We start from the raw sequence: 17,131 nt of genomic DNA, 5'->3' as shown, positions 1-17,131 counted from the left end.
TCGTGTCCGCTCCGAGCCCGACTCGACGGGGTGCCGCGCGCCACTCGGAGCTCCTCGACGCGCTGGTCGACCTGCTGCTCGCCGAGGGCTTCGCCCACCTCACGCTCGACGAGCTCGCCGGCCGCCTGCGCTGCTCCAAGCGCACGCTCTACGCGCTCGCCGGGTCGAAGGAGCAGCTCGTGCGCGCCGCGGTCGTGCACTTCTTCGAGCGCGCCACCACGCGGGTCGAGGCCGCGGTGGCCGCGGTCGACGCGCCCCCCGACCGCGTCGCGGCCTACCTGCGTGCCGTGGCCGCCGAGCTCGCGCCCGCCTCGGCGCGGTTCTTCGACGACATGGCCGCCTTCCCGCCCGCCGCCGAGGTCTACGCGCGCAACACCGGGGCCGCCGCGCGGCGCGTCGGCGACCTGATCCGCGAGGGTGTCGCCGCCGGCGCGTTCCGGGAGGTCCCCGTGTCGTTCGCCGCCGAGGTGATCACCGCGACGATGGTCGCCATCCAGCAGCGCCGGATCGCCGGCACCACGGGCCTGGCCGACGCCGAGGCCTACGAGGCCCTCGCGGCGCTGCTCCTGCACGGGCTCGCCCGGAGCTGAGCCGAGTTTCCCTCTCGGTATCACCGGGCGACGGCCCGAGCCGGCGGCGATCCCACAGATGGTGTCGAGAACCTCGACAGGAACCCTGTGTGTGCACCGGCCGTCGCTGGGTGGCGGTCGAGACATCATCGTTACGGCATTCTCACTCGTGTCCCTCCATCGGCGCTACGCCCGCACCACACGAGCGACTGGAATGGACGAAGGGAGGGGCCGGTCGAGGATCGCGCGCGAATCGACGGTTTCCTGCGAGGCGCAGTGCCACCTGCTTCAAGGACGGACAGCCGAATCATGACGTTGAAGTTCTCGACACCCCAAACCATCCCTGGCACGCCGGTCCAGGACGCCGAGGCCCCGACAGTCGCGAGGTCGGGCGACCGCATCTTCGTTCTCTGGCACGAGTTCCCTCCCGACTTCGACCCCAACAACGCCCAGCCCGACATCTTCCTCGCCAGGAGCCTGGACAACGGCGCCACCTTCAAGCCGAGAATCAATCTGAGCACGACGCGAACAGGGGCCTCCGATCGCGAGGTCATCGCCGTCTCCGGCAGCAGGGTCTACGTCGCGTGGGTCGAGGACGGACAGGTCGTCTTCCGGCGAGACAAGGAGAACGACGGCCAGTTCGCGAACGTCAAGACGATCAGCGACCCGGGCACTGTGCTCGAAGCGATGTCTGACCTCCGCATCGTGGCGTCGGGCGATACGGTGTGTATCGCCTGGTCCGCGGACGTGAACGGTCAGTTCGAGATATTCGTGGCGCGCAGCACCGATGCGGGTGACAAGTTCGACCTCGAGAACATCAGTGCGAACGCGGGAGATTCAACGGCGCCGTCCATCGTTCTGCGATCCGACGGCAAGGTCTTTGCTGCCTGGAAGGACAACTCCGGAGGAAACGGAGCAGAGATTTTCTTCGCTCGACAGCAATGACATTTGCCCTTTCGACACGAGACGGCTCAGCACCCCGGAGGCGCGCCCCCGGTCCCGTCGGTGAACGCCGGCGCGCAGGCGGCACGGCGGGGTGTGCCGAGCTCGCCGCCGCCGGGGGTGTCGCGGGCGCTGTTCGTGACCACGGCGAGCTGGGCGACGACGCGCCGCATCGCGCCCGAGTCGATGTCGGGGAACTCGCGGACGGCCGTTGACTGGACGTCGAACGAGCCCGCGGGAGGCCCGCCGGTGGAGTCGACGACGTAGGCGCCGTAGGTCTGGAGCGCCACGGCGATCCGGTGCGCGTGGGGATCGGTGATGCGCGAGACGTCGACGTCGGGCGGGAGGGCGAGCAGCGTGCCCATCCCCACGTTCGCGTCGTCGCCGCCGTACTTCCGTTCGAAGCCGGAGTCGGACTTCACCGCGGGCCAGCGGTAGCCGCCGTCCGCGGTGGAGCAGCTGGTCTGGCACGGCAGGCTCATCTTGAGGGCGTGGCGGATCGGCTGGTGGCCGGACAGCTCGCCCTGCCGGAGCGTGCCGCCGATCCCCGACAGCCCCGACCCGCCGTGGCAGCCCTCGATCCCGCGGCCGGTCAGCGACGTCGGCGGCCAGCCGTGCTCCCAGCTCGGGTCGCCGCCGCGGGAGAGCCGCATCGGCTGGCCCTGGATCACCGTGGTCCGGTCGGGGGTGTCGAGCAGCAGGGTGGAGCAGTTGTTGTAGCTGCCGTCCGCGCGCAGGGCCGGGTCGACGCGCACGGAGCCGCCGGGGTCCGCGTCGAGCTCGCGGACCGGCGCGTCGGGATCGACGGAGATGTTCTCGACGTCGGGGTAGAGCTCGTCGATCTGCGCGTCGAACGGGGCGTAGTCCGCGGCCGTGGCCAGGGGGAGGTTCCAGATCGAGTTCCACGCGAACGGCCGGAGGTAGACGTCGCGCGGCCCCTCGGGGCCGGTGTCGGTGGCCGCGCCCCCGGACGGGGTCGTCGAGCACCCCGCGACGAGCAGGAGCACCACGACGGCGAGCCACGCCCGCCGCCTCGTCCTGATCACGGCGCCATCATGCCGGGACCCGGGACGAACGCCGGGTGAAGCCTCGTCGTCCACCACCCGTCCGGCGTCGCGTGTCGGGTGCGGCCGCCACGCGCCGGGAGATAGGAAGCCCCCGAGTCGCTTCCCCGGAGGTCCGCATGTCCGTCCGCCCCGTCCTCGTGCTCGCCGCCGGCGTCGTCTGGCACGGCGTGGCGGCGGGGTGGTGGGCCAGCCGGGCCTGGTACGTGGTCCGCGCCGCCGTGATCACGGCGGTGGCCGACCGGGGACGCTGAGGGCTGGCGCCGTCCTGGGAGAAGATTCTCGGCGGACCTGTCGATCGGCGCCCCGGCCGTTCGTGGAGGGGTGTGCGGGCGCCCTGCCCGCCCACGCACCGAGGAGGACCTCATGGCCCACTACCTGCTCAGCGTCGTCACCCCCACCGAGGGCGAGCCGCCGACCGACGACGAGATGAACGCGATCATGGGCGACGTCGCGACGCTGCAGAGCGACATGCAGTCCGCCGGCGTCTGGGTGTTCTCCGGCGGCCTCGAGGCCCCGGACACCGCGACGGTCCTGCGGCGCAGCGGCGACGACGTCCTGGTCACCGACGGGCCGTTCGTCGAGCTCAAGGAGTACGTCGGCGGCCTGACGATCATCGACGTGCCCGACCTCGACGCCGCGCTGCACTGGGGCCGGCGCTCCACCGAGGCGATCGGGCTGGCGATCGAGGTCCGGCCCTTCCACTGGTCCCCGTGACGGACACGCCGTCCTCGGCGGCGATCGAGCGGATCGTCGCCGAGGAGTACGGGCGGTGCGTGGCGACGCTGACCCGCGTCCTCGGCGACATCGACCTCGCCGAGGACGCGGTCCAGGACGCGCTGACCGTCGCCCTGGCGCGCTGGCCCGCCGACGGCGTACCGGCCAACCCGGGCGGCTGGCTCGTCACCACGGGCCGGCGCCGGGCCCTCGACCGGCTCCGGCGCGACGCGGTGGGGCGGGACAAGGAGCAGCGGGCCGCCCGCGAGGAGCCGCCGCCCGACGAGGACACCCCGCAGGAGGAGGAGGGACCGGTGGAGGACGACCGCCTGCGCCTGATCTTCACCTGCTGCCACCCCGCGCTCGCCCTGCCGGCGCGCGTGGCCCTGACCCTGCGCCTGCTCGGCGGGCTGGACACCGACGAGATCGCCCGCGCGTTCCTCGTGCCCGAGGCGACGATGGCGCAGCGGATCGTGCGCGCGAAGAACAAGATCCGCGCCGCGCGCATCCCGTACCGCGTGCCCCGCGACGCCGACCTGCCCGACCGCCTGCCCGGCGTGCTCGCCGTCGTCTACCTGGTCTTCACCGAGGGCCACGCGACGGCGACGCGGGAGGACCTCGCCGCGGAGGCGATCCGTCTGGCGCGCCTGCTCGCGGCGCTGATGCCCGACGAGCCCGAGGTCCTCGGGCTGCTCGGGCTCCTGCTGCTCACCGAGGCCCGCCGGCCGGCACGCACGTCGGCCGACGGCACGCGGGTGCTGCTCGCCGACCAGGAGCGGACGCGCTGGGACCGGGCGATGATCGACGAGGGCCTCGACCTCGTGCGCCGGTGCCTGCGCCGCGACCGGCCCGGGCCCTACCAGGTCCAGGCCGCGATCAACGCCGTGCACGCGTCCGCGCCCGACACCGCGTCGACCGACTGGCGCCAGGTCGTCGCCCTGCACGACCAGCTGCTCGCGCTGACCCCGAGCCCGACGGTCGCGCTCAACCGGGCGGTGGCGCTGGCCGAGACCGAGGGGCCGACCGCCGCGCTGGAGATCGTCGACGCGCTCGCGGAGCGACTCGAGCGCTACCACCTCCTGCACGCCGTCCGGGCGGACCTCCTGCGCCGGCTGGGCCGCGACGACGAGGCCGACCGGGCGCTCGAGGCGGCCCTCGCCCGCACCGACGACCCCGACGACCGGGCGCTGCTCGCGGCGCGCCGTGGCCGCGGCTGACGCACCGTCACTCCGATGCCACACCGGGCGGGCAGGATGGCCCCATGAGCGCGGAGCACCCCGCCCCCGAGATGCGGATCGGCGACCGCGAGCGGCGCGCCACCGACGACCGCCTGCGGGCGGCGCTGGACGACGGGGTGCTCACGCTCGTCGAGTACGACGAGCGCACCCGCGAGTGCTGGGCGGCCCGCACCCAGCGCGAGCTCGACGCCCTCGTCGTCGACCTGCCGAGCCCCGCCGCCCCGGTGCCCGCGGAGCGCCCGACCGTCGTCGACGAACGCCCCGTCGAGACGACTCCGCGCACACCGTGGCACGAGCGCCTCGGAGGCGTGGTCGTGCCGCTCGTGATCGCGGCGGCCGCGGTCTTCGTCGGCGGGCACCTCGTGACGGCCGACGACGGCGGTGCGATCTTCGGCAGCCGCACCGTGAGCGTGGCGCCGGGGGACCCGGAGGCCCAGGTGGCCACGCTGTTCGGCAACACCGAGGTCGTCGTCCCGCCCGGCGTCACCGTCCGGACGACCGGCACGATGATCTTCGGGAGCACGAAGTGCGAGCAGGCGTGCGCGGTGCCGCCGAACGGCGCGACGCTGCCCGAGGTGGTCGTCGACGCCAACGGCGCGTTCGGCTCGGTCGAGGTCGTCACCCCCGCCGAGGCGGCCGCCGGCGGGATCCGCGACAACGACCGCAACGGCGATGACGACGACGACTGATCACCGTCGGTGACCGCGTCCTCGCGGAGAAAATTGTCGGTCGTCGCGGAACATCCCCAGCTCCTCGCGTCGTCACAGTGCCGAGAGCCCACCAGCCGGGCACCGCGAACAGACCGAGAGTGAGCAGACCATGAGCGCCGAGACCTACTCCTTCAGCAACGGCACCGTCTACCACGCCGACGGCACCGTGGCCGGTACCTACACCACCGACACCAACGGCAACATCGACTCCGTGTCCACCGACGAGGACGGCAACGGCGCCGTCGACACCGTCATCGCCGACACCGACCACAACGGCTCCTTCGAATCCGCCGTCGTCGACACCGACGCCGACGGCTACGGCGAGGTCGTCCTGGTCGACACCGACAACGACGGCGACTTCGACACCTCCGCGGTCGACACCAACGCCGACGGCACCTTCGAGACCACCGCCTACGACCCCAACGGCTTCTGACCCGTGAGTGAAGTTCCCGGCTATAGCCGGGAACTTCACTCACGTAGGGACGCGCGGTGCAGGGCCCGGACCTCCTCGTCGAACGGGGGGACCGGGCCCTCCGTGGTGATGCCTGGCGCGACCTCGGAGATCGGGATCGGACGGACCGGCGAGGGCGGCGCGCCGAGCTCCTCGCGCCACGCCGTCAGCTGGGCCGCCGAGCTCGCGTAGACGATCGGGCCGAGCCCGACCCAGGCGTGCGCGGCCGAGCACATCGGGCAGTGCTCGCCCGAGGTGTAGACGGTGCTCCCCGCCCGGTCCGCCGGGCTCATCTCCGCGGCGGCCCACCGGGCCAGCGCGAACTCGGGGTGCCGGGTGGCGTCCCCGCCCGCGATCCGGTTGCGGTCCTCGTGGCGCACGCGGCCGTCGGATCCCACGAGCACCGAGCCGAACGGCTCGTCGCCGGCCTCGAGCGCCTCGCGGGCCAGCTCGACGCAGCGCCGCAGGTGGGTGTGATCGGTGTCGGTGAGCACGCGGCCGACCGTGCCACCCCGCGGCGGGCTCAGACCCGGTCGGGCCGCTGGGGGACCGAGATCACCACGTCGTCGGCGGTCGAGAACGTGCGGTCGGGCAGGGCCTGCAGCGCGGTGAGGGTCTTCTCGTCGCGCTCGCCGCGGTCCATCGCGTAGGAGATCACCTGCGTGCGGTCGGCGGGGAACGCCATGCCCTGGAGGGCCTTGCGCACGCGCAGGTCGTCGCGGTCGGTCACCGGTGTCCTCCCTAGATCCGGAACTGGCCGAGCTCGGCGGCGAGCGCCTCCGGCGGGTCGTGCAGCTCGACGCGGGCTTCCCGCGCGAGACAGCGGATGCGCAGCCGCGCGATCACGCGGGCCAGCGCCGGGTCGCAGTGGTCGAGCCCTGCGAGGTCGATGACGAGCTCGGCCCGCGCGTGCTGCTCGATCTCGCTGCTCAGGGTGCGGAGGCGTTCCAGCCCCGCGCGGTCGAAGCGTCCGCGCAGCGCGAGCGCGACGCACCCGGGCCCGTAGGTCCGGACGCCGACGGCGCCCCGGCGGTTACCGACCACGGCGGGCTCGGCATGGGCCACGGCTTCGGCGAGCGCGGCGCGACGGCGCCGGGCGGGGTCCACGGGCAGCTCGACGTCGTCGACCGCCCCGTGGACCGGGGCATCGGACTGGATGGTCATCGGACCTCCTCGTCGTGCACGGCCGGCCCGATCGCCCCGTGGGGGACCGGACCGCGGCGTCCGCAGCGGCGTGGAGGTCTCAACCGCAAAATGCGTAACGGGAACACTACCGACTGCGACGGCGGAGCGCATCGTGCGTGTGCCACGGCCGTCAGCGCGTCCCTCGCGGGACGCGGGGCGCCCGGAGCCCGTCGATCTCGGCGAGGAGGTAGCCGAGCTCCCGGCGCAACCAGAGGACCCGGGAGGCCCTCTGCTCGGGCCGGGGTCGCTGACGTTCGGCCTGCAGGGCGTCGAGGATGGCGAACGCGCGCTCGAAACGCGGGTCGAGCGCGGCGTCGACGTGGGCCCGCCACCCGGCGGATTCGGCGCTCACGTTCGCGCTCGCGGGAACAGGTGATCGACCATGGTGCGACTCCCGGGACGGTCGGCGCCCGATGTGGGCGCGCACGACTGGTGTGGTCACCGCCGCGGGTCTTGAGCGGTCGTACCGGCCGGCGGTGCTCCTCAGGAGATGTGGGCCGCCGAGCCGTTCTCACGTCCCCGCCGCTGGTCCGGACGAGGATCCTCCGCCCTCCTGGTACCCGATGAGTCGGCGATCACACGCCTGCCCGCGAGCCCGAGCAGATGTCCCGCGAAGCCGTCGGGGGCGCGACCGACGGTGCGCGCGCTGGTGGCGACGGGGTGCGCGCCGTCGCGGACGACGCGGAACCCGGCGCGGTCCAGGCGGGCGACGAGCGCGACGTCCTCGCCCGTGGCCCGCGACGGGAAGCCGCCGACGGCCTCGTAGGGGCCTGCCGCGATCCCGAGGCTGGCGCCGTGGACGTGCCGGTGCGCGTCGCCGTCGCCGTTCTCGTAGGCGTCGCGGTAGCGCGTCCGCACCGGTGCCGGCAGCCCCCGCCAGTCCGCGACCTCGACGGTGCCGACCCAGGCGTCGGCGCCCTCGGCGCGCGCGTCGAGCTGGGCGGCGAGCCAGTCGGGCGGGACCACGGAGTCGGCGTCGGTCGTCGCCAGCCACGACGGTCCGCGGCCGAGCAGGAACGACGCCCCGACCGCCCGCGCCCGTCCCACGGTGCGTGCGTCCACACGCAGCACCTCGACCCCGCACCGGCGGGCCACCGCCTCGGTGCGGTCGGTGCACGCGTCGGCGACGACCACCACGTCCACCCGCGCGCGGTCGGCGACGGCCCCGACGGCGACCCGCAGGCCGGCGAGACAGGCGGGGAGCAGCTCCTCCTCGTCGTGCGCGGGCACGACGACACCCAGGACCGGCCTCACCGCAGCCCCGTCTCCTCGGCCACCGAGCGCGGCGGGGGCGGCACCCGGGCGAGGACGTCGAGCCGGAAGTCGGCCTCCTCGTGGCGCACGATCCGCGCCAGGCCGGGTCGCGCGTCGAGCTCGTCGTGCACCGCGTCGCCCTCGACGGGGTACTCCGGGGCCTCGCGGCGCCAGTGGATCGCGACCAGGTGCCCGCCCGGCTCGAGGGCGTCCTCGACGGCCCGCCAGAACGCCTCGCGGTCGCCCGCGTCGAGGTAGTAGACGACCTCCGAGGCCACGACCAGGTCGAACGTCCCGTCGGGCACCCGCTCCGGCAGCGCGCCCCGTTCGACGCGCGCGCCGGACCAGGTGGCCAGCCGCGCGCGCGTCGCCTCGACGGCCCGCTCGGCGGGGTCCCAGCAGACGAGCTCGTCGCAGCGCTCCGCCAGCCCCACCGAGAGCGCGCCGGACGCGCAGCCGGGCTCGAAGGCGCGCGCGTAGCGCCGGCGGGGCAGGGCGGCCAGGACGACCGCGCGCTTGCGCTCCTCGTACCAGCCCTGCTCGATCCCCCACGGGTCGGCGGCGTCGGAGTAGAGCGCGTCGAAGTACTCGGGTCCGAGGGTCACCGCGGCCCCCACACGATCTCGGCGTCACGGCGGAAGCGCGCCAGGACCGGCGCCGAGAGGATCGTCGCGTCGCGGGGATCGTCGGACAGCGGGGCGATCTGGGTGGTGAAGCAGCCGATCGCGTCGGCCTTGGCGCGCCGGGCGGACGCGGGCAGCACCAGCCGCCGCGCGCCGTCGAACGACACGGTGCCGGGGGCGGCCCAGTGCCAGAGCCACACCGGGTAGCGCCAGCACGCGACCCCGGCGCGCTGCGCCGCCCGGGCGCCCCGTCGGCGGTCGCGTCGTGGTCGGGGTGCCCGTCGCCGTCGACGGGGACGAGCACGGTGTCGCCGTGGCGCAGCACCGCCCCGAGGCCGGCGGCGACGTCGTCCGCGGCGACCCCGCCGTCGGGCAGACCGAGCCGCTGCACCGTCGCCCCGACCCCCAGCACCTCGAGCGCCGCCCGGCGCTCGTCGTCCCGGCGGTCGGCGAGTGTGGCCGGCGCCAGCGTGGGGCTGTCCGGGTGCGAGCCCTCGCCGTCGGTGACGGCGACGACGAGGACCTCGATCGGCGCCCAGGCCGCGAGCGTCCCGCCGACGCCGAGCACCTCGTCGTCGGGATGAGGCGCGACCACGACGACACGGCCCGGCGGGCGCACGGCGGCCGGATCGCGGGCCGGGATCGTGTCCAGACCACCCGGGGCCCACCACACGTCCTCGGGCGTCCCGTCCCCCTTCAGCGACGGCCCGCTCACAGCAGGAGGTCCTGGTCGCCGGCGAGCTCACCGAGGGTCGCGAGGTCCCGCTCGGCGTGGCTCTGGCGCACGTAGATCTCGAGGTCGGCGACCCGCTGCGCGTGGGCCGCGTCGCGCGCCTGCGGGCCCGGGCCCAGCGCGCGCCCCGTGCGTCGCACCGCGCTCTCCACCGCGGCCTCGACGACCGCGCGCACGCGGACGGCGCGGCGCCGGGCCGTGGCGACGGCGTCGGCGTGCGCCTGGTCGTCCGGGTCGTCCACGGCCACGGCGGCCTCGCGCAGCAGCGCCCGCGCACCGGCCAGCTCCGCGTCGACGGCCCCGAGGTGGGCGAGGCCGTGGTCGTCGAGGCGTCCGACGCGCCCGGCGTGCCGCAGCGGCGCCGCCACCCCACAGCGCCGCCGAACCAGGCCGCCGCCACCGCGATGGCCCCGTGCCAGAAGCCGGCGCGGTCCAGGTACGTCTCCGGCCCGCCGACGGCGACGGCCGCGACGCCGTGCAGGTCGACGGTCGCGGCCGCGCTGCCCCGCATGCCGAGCGCCTGCCACTCGCCCGCCGTGACCTCGAGGCCCTCGTCCGCGAGGTCGACGGCGAACAGCCGGCGGCCGTCGTCGGCGTGCGCGGTGAGCAGCGCGTGGGTGCACGGGCCCGCGGCGCCCGAGCAGAACGGCTTGCGGCCGGTCAGCCGCCATCCGCCCCCGTCCGGCTCGGCGACCAGCTTGTCGCTCGACGACTCCGCCGCCCACACCCCCCAGCACGAGCCGGGCGGGATCTCGGGGCCGCCGAGCTCGGAGACGATCGTGACGGCGTCGAGGTGGGCCTCGGCCAGGCGGGCGACGTCGAGGTCCTCGGCCGCCGCCCGCGCGAGCACCGCCCAGTTGTGCAGGGTCCGGCCGTCGCCCCGCGGTGCGGGCGTCGTGCGGAACGCGTCCAGGACGGGGCGCAGGACGTCGGGGGAGGTCATCGCTCTCCTCGTGGCGGACGGCGCCCGACGGGTCGCGGCGCGGGACGGCCCACCGGCGTCACCGCGGGGCGGAGGGCTGAACCCCGGGGCGGAGTGGGGGCCTCGCCGGGGTTGGGCGACACCCGCGCTCGGCGGACCGGGCCGGGGCTACCCGCCGTCCGGGGAACTCACCCGTGCGCCGCCCGGAGCACCGCGCGCTCGAGCTGTGCTGCCACCGACACCAGCCGCGCGTCGTGCCCCGGACCGACGACGATCTGCACGGTCGGCGGCAGTCCGTCTCCCGCCCCTCCCGTCGGGACGACCGCCGCGGGCAGGCCGGTGTGGTTCCAGGCCGGGGTGTGGGCGTAGTGCCGGGCCTGCGCCAGCATCGTCGGCAGGCCCCGGCGGCCCGCCCAGTGCCCGACGGGCACGGCCGGTCCGCGCGCCGGAGGCGTGAGCAGCACGTCGACACCGAGGTCGGCGAGCACGCGGCGTCCCCAGGCCTCCCCTGCCGGCGGGCCGGCCCGATCGCGGCGTCGGGGACGAGCCGCCCGATCCGCGCCACGTCGGCGGTGCGGGTCTCGAGCAGCGTGGGGTCGTCGACGTCCGCGGCCGCGGTGGCCAGACCGTGCAGCATGCGGGCCACGAACCCGGCCGGCGCGGCGCCGTAGCGGACCCGCACGTCGCGCACCTCGTGCCCGAGCCCGGCGAGGAGCTCGGCGGACCGACGGACCGCGGCCTCGAGAGCCGGGTCGAGGGGCAGCGCGGGCGTCACGGGCGAGGCGAGGTCGACGCCGATCCGCAGGGGCGGCGGGTCCTGCTCCGCAGCGGTCGCGAGCAGGCTCGGGAAGTCGCCGACGAGGTCGAGGTAGAGCGCGGAGTCGGCGACCCGGCGGGTCAGGCAGCCCTGCACCGACAGCCCGTTCCAGCCGCCGCCCGGTGTCCGCCCGGCCCCGGGCTTGATCCCGACGAGCCCGCAGCACGCGGCGGGGATGCGGATGGAGCCCGCGCCGTCGCTCGCGGTCGCGATCCCGACGGCGCCGCCCGCCACCGCCGCCGCCGACCCGCCGGACGACCCGCCCGAGGTGCGCCTCGGGTCGAGCGGGTTGCGGGTGATGCCGGAGAACGTCGACTCGGTGAACCCGTAGAGCGCGAGCTCGGGCAGCGTCGTCCGCCCGATCGGCACCGCACCCGCGCGGCGCAGGGCGGCGACGATCGCACCGTCCGCCCCCGCCGGCGTCCGGCGCGAGCGCGTGCCCCACGACGTCACGTGGCCCGCGGCCTCGAGGTCGTCCTTGAGCGCGATCGGCACCCCGAGCAGCGGGCCGTCCTCCCCGCGGCGCGGCGGCGGTCGGCCTCCTGCGCGGCGGAGTGCGCTCCGTCGGCGTCGATCGCGAGGAACGCGTTCACCTCGGCGTCGAGCGCCCGGGACGCGGCGACCGCCGCGGCGGCGAGGTCGACGGCGGTGATCCGGCCCTCCCGCAGCGCCGCGGCCTGGGCGCGGGGGGTGTCGGCGACGAGGGCTGCGGGGTCCACGGCGTGGAATCTAGGCGGCCGCAGCGGACGGTCGGCACCGAGCTGGCCGATGCTTCGGTTTCCGAAGCGTCGTCCCGGAGGGTGAGGCAGCCGGAGCCGTCACCGGGCCACCGACCCCGCCCACCCGGCCCGCACCGAGGCGGCGCAGCGTTCCGGGTCGTGGCCGGAGGTGAGCACGGCCGTCGCGAGCGCCGGGACGGTCAGTCCTGCGCTGCCGATGCTTCGATTTCCGAAGCGTCGTCCGGAAGGGTGAGGCAGCCGGAGCCGTCACCGGCCCTCGGGCCCGGCCCACCCGGCCCGCACCGAGGCGGCGCAGCGCTCCGGATCGTCGCCGGCCGCGGTGAACACGGCCGTCGCGAGGGCCGGGGAGTGCTCGTCGAGGGCGTCGTCAGGCAGCACGCCGGAGAGCACGAGCAGGAGCACGCCGTGCCCCGAGGCCCAGAAGCGCGTGGCGACGGCGGCGGGGTCGGCGTCGACGAAGCGGCCCGCGTCCACCGCCCGCTGCGCCGCGTCGACGAGCAGCGCGAACCCGCGCCGGCGGCCCCGGGGTCGGGCAGGTCGGCGGCGGCGTCGAACATCGCGCGGTAGAGGGCCGGGTTCTCCACCGCGTTCGCGGCGTAGGCGGCGCCGAGCGCGGCCAGGTCGCGCACGGGGTCGTCGGACGGGGACACCTCGGCCAGCCCGCGAGCCAGGCGCGCGAACCCCTCCTGCCGCACCGCGCCCCACAGCCCGGGCATGCCGTCGAAGTGCGTGTAGACGGCCATCGTCGAGGTACCGACCCGGCCGGCGAGCGCGCGCAGCGTCACCGGCTCGCGCGCGACGAGCATCGCGGCGGCCTGCTCGATGAGCGCGACGCGCACGGCGGGATCCGGGGTCCGGGGCACTTGCCCCACGATACATAACACTGCTATACCTAGCGAGACATAACAACGCTATCCAACCCGGAGGTCACCGTGACCGTTGAACTGCTCAACCCGGCCGGCCTGCCCGCTCCCGAGATCTACCGCCAGGTCGCGGTGGCCACCGGTACGCGCACCGTCTACGTGTCCGGGCAGGTCGCCCGCACCGCGGACGGCACGCCGGTGGGCCCCGGCGACCTCGCGGCGCAGACCGAGCAGGCCTACCGCAACGTCGCGGCGGCGCTGGCGGGCGTCGGCGCGAGCCTCACCGACGTCGCGAAGATGACCGTCTACGTCGTGGACCTCGCGCCGGAGAAGATGGCCCTGTTCGGCGAGGGCGCGATGCGGGCGGCCGCCGACCTCGGCCTCGTCACGCCCGCCATCACGATGATCGGTGTGACCGCGCTCGGGGAGCCCGACCTGCTCGTCGAGGTCGAGGCCACGGCCGTGCTCCCCTGAGCGCGGTCCGGGCTCAGCCCAGGAAGTCGAGCAGCGCGCGGTTGAACTCGTCGGCGTGGGTGGCGTTGAAGCCGTGGGGACCGCCCGCGACGACGACGACCCGGCTGTCCTTCACGGCCTCGGCGGTCCGCTTGCCCGACACCTCGAACGGCACGATCGCGTCCGAGTCCCCGTGCAGCACCAGCGTCGGCACGTCGATCTTCGCGAGGTCGTCGCGGAAGTCGGTGTAGCCGAACGCCCGGATGCACTCCAGCGTGCCCTTCGGCGACGCGAACTCGGCGATCTCGCGGTGGTAGACCCGCGACGGCTCGCTGATCAGGTCCGTACGGTCGCCCGCGGCGAAGAAGTTCGTCGTGAACCCGTCGAGGAACGCGATCCGGTCGCCGGTGACGCCGTCGAGGAAGCTCTGGATGGTCGCGTCGTCGAGGCCGCCGTCGGGGTTGTCGTCGGTCTTGTAGAGGTACGGCGGCACCGCGCCGGCGAAGACCGCGCGGGCGACGCGCTCGCCGCCGTAGCGCCCGAGGTAGCGGGCCACCTCGCCGCCGCCCATGGAGAAGCCGACGAGCGTGGCGTCGCGCAGGTCGAGGTGGCGCAGGAGGGCGTCGAGGTCCGCGGCGAAGGTGTCGTAGTCGTAGCCGCCCCACGGCTGCGACGACGAGCCGAAGCCGCGGCGGTCATAGGTGACGACCCGGTGCCCGGCCTCGACCAGGGCCGGGACCTGCTTCTCCCAGGAGCGACCCGACAGCGGCCACCCGTGGATGAGCACCACCGGACGACCCGAGCCGTGGTCTTCGTAGTAGAGGTCGATCGGGCTGCCGTTCTCGTCGCCGACGGTGAGCGTGGGCATCGGAATCCTTTCGATCTGGCCGATTCGGTCGTGCACGATCAACATTCCCGCACCCGGTGGATCACCAACGTCCGACGGGTGTCGGACCCCTGGGACACGGTGGGGCGAACGGCGAGAGGAGCTCCGATGACGATCGCGATCACCACTCCCCGGGGCCACGTGGGGTCCCGCGTCCTGCAACGCCTCGTGCAGGCCGGCGCGTTCCCGCGTGTGCTGATGCGCGACCCCGGCGCGCTCGACCCGGCCTGGCGCGAGCACGTCGACGCCGTGGCCTGCGACCAGGACGACCCGGACGCCGTGCTCGCGGCGACCCGCGGGGTCGAGGCGCTGCTGTGGGTCAACCCGCCCCCCCTGAGCCCGACGCTCCACGAGGCCGATCCCGTGGCGGCGCACGCCCGCCTCGGCGGGCACGTCGCCCGGGCCGTCGCGGAGAACGGCATCGCGCGGACGGTGTTCCTGTCCAGCGTCGGCGCCGAGAAGCGCCACGGCGTCGGCGAGATCGACGGGCTGGCGCGCACCGAGGAGGCGCTCGACGCCACCGGTGCGTCGGTCCTGCACCTGCGGGCCGGCTACTTCTTCAGCAACCTCGTGATGGACCTCGACGGGCTGCGCGCGGGGGTGCTGCGCACCGCGAACCCGCTCGACGCCCCGATGCCCTGGGTCGACCCGCGGGACATCGCCGAGGTCGCGGCCGGGCGCCTGCTCCACCCGTGGGAGGGCCGCGGGGCGACGGCGGTGCACGGGCCCGAGGACCTGACGTTCGCGCAGGTCGCGGAGGTCCTCACCGCCGCGCTCGGCCGCCCGGTGCGCGCCGAGCGCATCGCCGACGACGACCTGCGCGCCAGCCTGGGGGCGGTCGGGCTCGGCGAGGCGCAGGTCGAGGCGATCGTGGGCATGTCGACGGGCCTGCGCGACGGCTTCGTGCCCGAGCAGCCGCGCTCGGTGCTCACCACCACCCCGAGCACGCTCGCGGGCTGGGCGCACGCACACCTGCGGCCGCTGCTCTGAGTGAGCAGTTCGGTCACCGTTCGTCCACGGAGGCCGACCATCCGCCGCTCGATCGGCGCCGCCTGATCGATCCCGAGGACGACGACCGAACGATCGCCGGGGTGACGGCGTTCACTGGGGACAAGCCACCCGGGACGCTCCGGCGCCCGGGTCCGACAGGAAGGGCAGCAAGATGATCAAGAATCGGGAGCTGGCCCTCATCCCGGACTCCGCCCTCGGGCTGGTCGACCCCCCCGCCACGTCACCGACGTCCGGACGGGCGAGCAGCGACACGACACGCCCGGCGCGCACTCCCGCGCCCCGCTCTCCGCGGTACCCGGAGCGAACACCCCGCTGAGCCGTCCCTCGCAGGGCGCTCACTCGCAGGCGACGCCGTCCTTGTCGCGGTCGAGAGCCGCGCGGTACCCGGGCGCCCCGGCGCGCAGCGGTGCCGCGCCGGCGGCACGCGCCGCGCTGCAGTTCGCGTAGTACCCGCCACCGCCCGACGAGCCGCCCGACGAGCCGGCTGCCGCCCGCGGCGCGGTGCGCGGGGCCACCGGGCGCGGCGTGCGCGGGCGGTCGACGTCGGCGTCCGGGGTGCGCGTCGCCGTCGTGGTCCGCGGGGTCGTGGTGGGCGTGGCCGTGCCGCAGGTCCGGCCGTCGGTGTCGAGGCGGCGCAGCGTCGACTGCACGGCGGTCGAGGCGTCGTTGCGCCCGCGGGTGTAGATCGCGGTGTGGTCCTGGGTGACCATCGACGACGCGAAGTCGGCGCCCCCCACGCCGACGTAGCGCAGCATGCGCCCGTAGCGGTCGCGGTCCACGCCGGGCTCGGCGGTCAGGGTCACGGGCGCGGAGAGCAGGCGCGCGCGGGCCGCCGCCGTGGCGCGCTGGCCCCCGGGCGTGGCGGCCTCGCAGGAGTCGATGCCCAGCACGCGGACCTCGTCGCCGGAGGCGAGCCGGAACGTGTCGCCGTCGATGACGTCGATGACCGACGCGGACACCGCCGCCGGGCCCGCCACCGCCGGGGCGACGGACGGCGCGGCGGCCGGGATCGCGCCGGGGGACACCGCACCGGACGACGCCGGGAGCGTCGAGGAGCTCGCGACGGTGCCGGCCGGCGGGACGGACGAGCCAGCCAGATCCGTCATCGCGACCAGGCCGAACACGCCTGCCGCGATCCCGGACCAGACCTTGTGGGCGGTGCGCACGTCGTCGTCCCCTCAGCCGGTGTGATCGTCCGCCTTGTCGGGTCCGGTGGGGCGGTCGTTACGCACCGGGCAGGTGATGTCACGAAACGCCCTCTCCCGACGATGAAGCGACGTCCGGCTCGCGCGGTGCGGGTCCTGCGGAGGGATGCGGGGCATGGCGGGTGTCGCGACGACGGTGCTGATGTGGCTCCTGACCACCGGGGTGATCCTGGCCGTGCCCTTCGGCATCTGGTGGCTCGTCGACCGGGCCCGGCGGCAGGCCCCGGCTCCCGCGCCGGCTCCGCTCCCCCCGCCCCGGGCACCCCTGGTCGCCGTGACCCCCGCGGCCCCGCGACGGGCCCCGGCGCCTCCCGCCGACCCGCCCACGGCGCCCGTGCCACTCCCCCGCGGCTCCCGGACCCTCACCGTCGTCCCGGACCCCCGTCGACAGGCCGCGTCAACCGGCGAGCCCACCGACACCGACGAGATCCTGGCCCCCGAGCGCGAGGTCGTGGTGACCCGCGAGGAAGACCACCAGGACGTCCTGGCCGGCCACCACGCCCCGGGCCGGCCGCCGACGTCGGTGACCGTCGAGCTGTGCTCGTCGACGGTCTCGCGGGGCAAGTACCGCGGCGACTACGCGGTGGAGGTCCGCCTCGACGGCGCCCGGGTCGGCGAGCTCACCGCGACGATGAGCGCCCGCTACCGCCACCTCGTCGACCTCGCGGGCCCGGTGCGCTGCCGCGGCGTGATCGATCACGGGGCCCGCGGCTTCCAGGTCGACCTGCGTCTCCCGGACGTCGTGTAG

General features: G+C 75.3%; 24 protein-coding genes and 1 pseudogene. 10 read left to right on the top strand and 15 right to left on the bottom strand.

The features are described 5' to 3' along the window. The first annotated feature begins 2 nt into the window (after positions 1 to 2). Both ACQPYN_RS02665 and ACQPYN_RS02660 read left to right on the top strand, forming a co-directional pair. Positions 3 to 590, top strand: coding sequence for a TetR/AcrR family transcriptional regulator (locus ACQPYN_RS02665; protein ID WP_433033078.1), 588 nt, complete (start codon positions 3 to 5; stop codon positions 588 to 590). 288 nt (positions 591 to 878) lie between these two features. After that, complete coding sequence (locus ACQPYN_RS02660; RefSeq protein WP_433033075.1) at positions 879 to 1,514, top strand: hypothetical protein; 636 nt, start codon at positions 879 to 881, stop codon at positions 1,512 to 1,514. A gap of 26 nt (positions 1,515 to 1,540) precedes the next feature. Here ACQPYN_RS02660 and ACQPYN_RS02655 read toward each other — a convergent pair whose 3' ends face one another. Beyond that, on the bottom strand, positions 1,541 to 2,557 hold the full coding sequence (locus ACQPYN_RS02655) for a hypothetical protein (RefSeq protein ID WP_433033072.1): 1,017 nt from the start codon (positions 2,555 to 2,557) through the stop codon (positions 1,541 to 1,543). Between the two features lie 137 nt (positions 2,558 to 2,694). On the opposite strand from ACQPYN_RS02655, the gene ACQPYN_RS02650 reads away from it, so the two are divergent. The 5 genes from ACQPYN_RS02650 (at position 2,695) to ACQPYN_RS02630 (ending at position 5,673) form a co-directional block, all read left to right on the top strand. After that, entirely contained in the window at positions 2,695 to 2,829 is a 135-nt protein-coding gene (locus tag ACQPYN_RS02650; protein ID WP_433033070.1) for a hypothetical protein, read from the top strand. A 112-nt stretch (positions 2,830 to 2,941) separates the two neighbouring features. Next, positions 2,942 to 3,292, top strand: a complete 351-nt coding sequence (locus tag ACQPYN_RS02645) for a YciI family protein (protein WP_433033067.1) — start codon at positions 2,942 to 2,944, stop codon at positions 3,290 to 3,292. Then, positions 3,289 to 4,509, top strand: a complete 1,221-nt coding sequence (locus ACQPYN_RS02640) for an RNA polymerase sigma factor (protein ID WP_433033064.1) — start codon at positions 3,289 to 3,291, stop codon at positions 4,507 to 4,509. Before ACQPYN_RS02645 ends, ACQPYN_RS02640 begins: the two co-directional genes overlap by 4 nt. Positions 4,510 to 4,553: 44 nt before the next feature. Continuing rightward, entirely contained in the window at positions 4,554 to 5,219 is a 666-nt protein-coding gene (locus ACQPYN_RS02635) for a DUF1707 SHOCT-like domain-containing protein (RefSeq protein ID WP_433033061.1), read from the top strand. Positions 5,220 to 5,349: 130 nt separating this feature from the next. Then, entirely contained in the window at positions 5,350 to 5,673 is a 324-nt protein-coding gene (locus ACQPYN_RS02630; RefSeq protein ID WP_433033058.1) for a hypothetical protein, read from the top strand. A 35-nt stretch (positions 5,674 to 5,708) separates the two neighbouring features. Here ACQPYN_RS02630 and ACQPYN_RS02625 read toward each other — a convergent pair whose 3' ends face one another. From ACQPYN_RS02625 to ACQPYN_RS02570, 12 genes and pseudogenes are all read right to left on the bottom strand, one after another. Next, on the bottom strand, positions 5,709 to 6,185 hold the full coding sequence (locus ACQPYN_RS02625; protein ID WP_433033055.1) for a nucleoside deaminase: 477 nt from the start codon (positions 6,183 to 6,185) through the stop codon (positions 5,709 to 5,711). A gap of 29 nt (positions 6,186 to 6,214) precedes the next feature. Continuing rightward, positions 6,215 to 6,421: a DUF2795 domain-containing protein gene (locus ACQPYN_RS02620; RefSeq protein ID WP_433033052.1), complete on the bottom strand. Its 207-nt coding sequence runs from the start codon at positions 6,419 to 6,421 to the stop codon at positions 6,215 to 6,217. Positions 6,422 to 6,432: 11 nt separating this feature from the next. Continuing rightward, positions 6,433 to 6,855 (bottom strand): STAS domain-containing protein, encoded by a 423-nt coding sequence (locus tag ACQPYN_RS02615; protein WP_433033049.1) that lies wholly within the window; start codon positions 6,853 to 6,855, stop codon positions 6,433 to 6,435. A gap of 151 nt (positions 6,856 to 7,006) precedes the next feature. Continuing rightward, on the bottom strand, positions 7,007 to 7,228 hold the full coding sequence (locus ACQPYN_RS02610) for a hypothetical protein (RefSeq protein WP_433033046.1): 222 nt from the start codon (positions 7,226 to 7,228) through the stop codon (positions 7,007 to 7,009). A 131-nt stretch (positions 7,229 to 7,359) separates the two neighbouring features. Next, positions 7,360 to 8,130, bottom strand: a complete 771-nt coding sequence (locus ACQPYN_RS02605) for a glycosyltransferase (protein ID WP_433038683.1) — start codon at positions 8,128 to 8,130, stop codon at positions 7,360 to 7,362. Then, entirely contained in the window at positions 8,127 to 8,735 is a 609-nt protein-coding gene (locus ACQPYN_RS02600; RefSeq protein WP_433033043.1) for a class I SAM-dependent methyltransferase, read from the bottom strand. Before ACQPYN_RS02600 ends, ACQPYN_RS02605 begins: the two co-directional genes overlap by 4 nt. Then, positions 8,732 to 8,953, bottom strand: coding sequence for a hypothetical protein (locus ACQPYN_RS02595; protein ID WP_433033040.1), 222 nt, complete (start codon positions 8,951 to 8,953; stop codon positions 8,732 to 8,734). Before ACQPYN_RS02595 ends, ACQPYN_RS02600 begins: the two co-directional genes overlap by 4 nt. 62 nt (positions 8,954 to 9,015) lie before the next feature. Next, positions 9,016 to 9,348, bottom strand: a pseudogene (locus tag ACQPYN_RS02590) (PIG-L deacetylase family protein); the annotation flags it as partial. 116 nt (positions 9,349 to 9,464) lie between these two features. After that, positions 9,465 to 9,854, bottom strand: a complete 390-nt coding sequence (locus ACQPYN_RS02585; RefSeq protein ID WP_433033037.1) for a hypothetical protein — start codon at positions 9,852 to 9,854, stop codon at positions 9,465 to 9,467. A 633-nt stretch (positions 9,855 to 10,487) separates the two neighbouring features. Further along, positions 10,488 to 11,720: an amidase family protein gene (locus tag ACQPYN_RS02580; RefSeq protein ID WP_433033034.1), complete on the bottom strand. Its 1,233-nt coding sequence runs from the start codon at positions 11,718 to 11,720 to the stop codon at positions 10,488 to 10,490. Further along, positions 11,675 to 11,944 carry a hypothetical protein gene (locus tag ACQPYN_RS02575; RefSeq protein WP_433033031.1) on the bottom strand — a complete coding sequence of 90 codons (270 nt, stop codon included), beginning with the start codon at positions 11,942 to 11,944 and terminating at the stop codon, positions 11,675 to 11,677. Before ACQPYN_RS02575 ends, ACQPYN_RS02580 begins: the two co-directional genes overlap by 46 nt. A gap of 267 nt (positions 11,945 to 12,211) precedes the next feature. Then, on the bottom strand, positions 12,212 to 12,439 hold the full coding sequence (locus tag ACQPYN_RS02570; RefSeq protein ID WP_433033028.1) for a hypothetical protein: 228 nt from the start codon (positions 12,437 to 12,439) through the stop codon (positions 12,212 to 12,214). A gap of 458 nt (positions 12,440 to 12,897) precedes the next feature. Between ACQPYN_RS02570 and ACQPYN_RS02565 the strand changes: the two genes are divergently transcribed. Next, a complete protein-coding gene (locus tag ACQPYN_RS02565) occupies positions 12,898 to 13,302 on the top strand; it encodes a RidA family protein (RefSeq protein ID WP_433033025.1) in 405 nt (134 codons plus the stop codon). A gap of 13 nt (positions 13,303 to 13,315) precedes the next feature. On the opposite strand, the gene ACQPYN_RS02560 is transcribed toward ACQPYN_RS02565, so the two are convergent. Beyond that, entirely contained in the window at positions 13,316 to 14,149 is an 834-nt protein-coding gene (locus tag ACQPYN_RS02560; RefSeq protein WP_433033022.1) for an alpha/beta fold hydrolase, read from the bottom strand. A gap of 126 nt (positions 14,150 to 14,275) precedes the next feature. Here ACQPYN_RS02560 and ACQPYN_RS02555 point away from each other — a divergent pair, with 126 nt between their 5' ends. Beyond that, positions 14,276 to 15,157 (top strand): NAD(P)H-binding protein, encoded by an 882-nt coding sequence (locus tag ACQPYN_RS02555; RefSeq protein ID WP_433033019.1) that lies wholly within the window; start codon positions 14,276 to 14,278, stop codon positions 15,155 to 15,157. 356 nt (positions 15,158 to 15,513) lie between these two features. On the opposite strand, the gene ACQPYN_RS02550 is transcribed toward ACQPYN_RS02555, so the two are convergent. Beyond that, positions 15,514 to 16,344, bottom strand: a complete 831-nt coding sequence (locus ACQPYN_RS02550) for a thermonuclease family protein (RefSeq protein WP_433033016.1) — start codon at positions 16,342 to 16,344, stop codon at positions 15,514 to 15,516. A gap of 154 nt (positions 16,345 to 16,498) precedes the next feature. Here ACQPYN_RS02550 and ACQPYN_RS02545 point away from each other — a divergent pair, with 154 nt between their 5' ends. Then, positions 16,499 to 17,131 (top strand): hypothetical protein, encoded by a 633-nt coding sequence (locus tag ACQPYN_RS02545; RefSeq protein ID WP_433033013.1) that lies wholly within the window; start codon positions 16,499 to 16,501, stop codon positions 17,129 to 17,131.

This window comes from Actinomycetospora sp. CA-053990, assembly GCF_050948445.1.
GTDB lineage: Bacteria > Actinomycetota > Actinomycetes > Mycobacteriales > Pseudonocardiaceae > Actinomycetospora > Actinomycetospora callitridis.
This window is presented reverse-complemented; position numbering and strand designations above follow the sequence as displayed.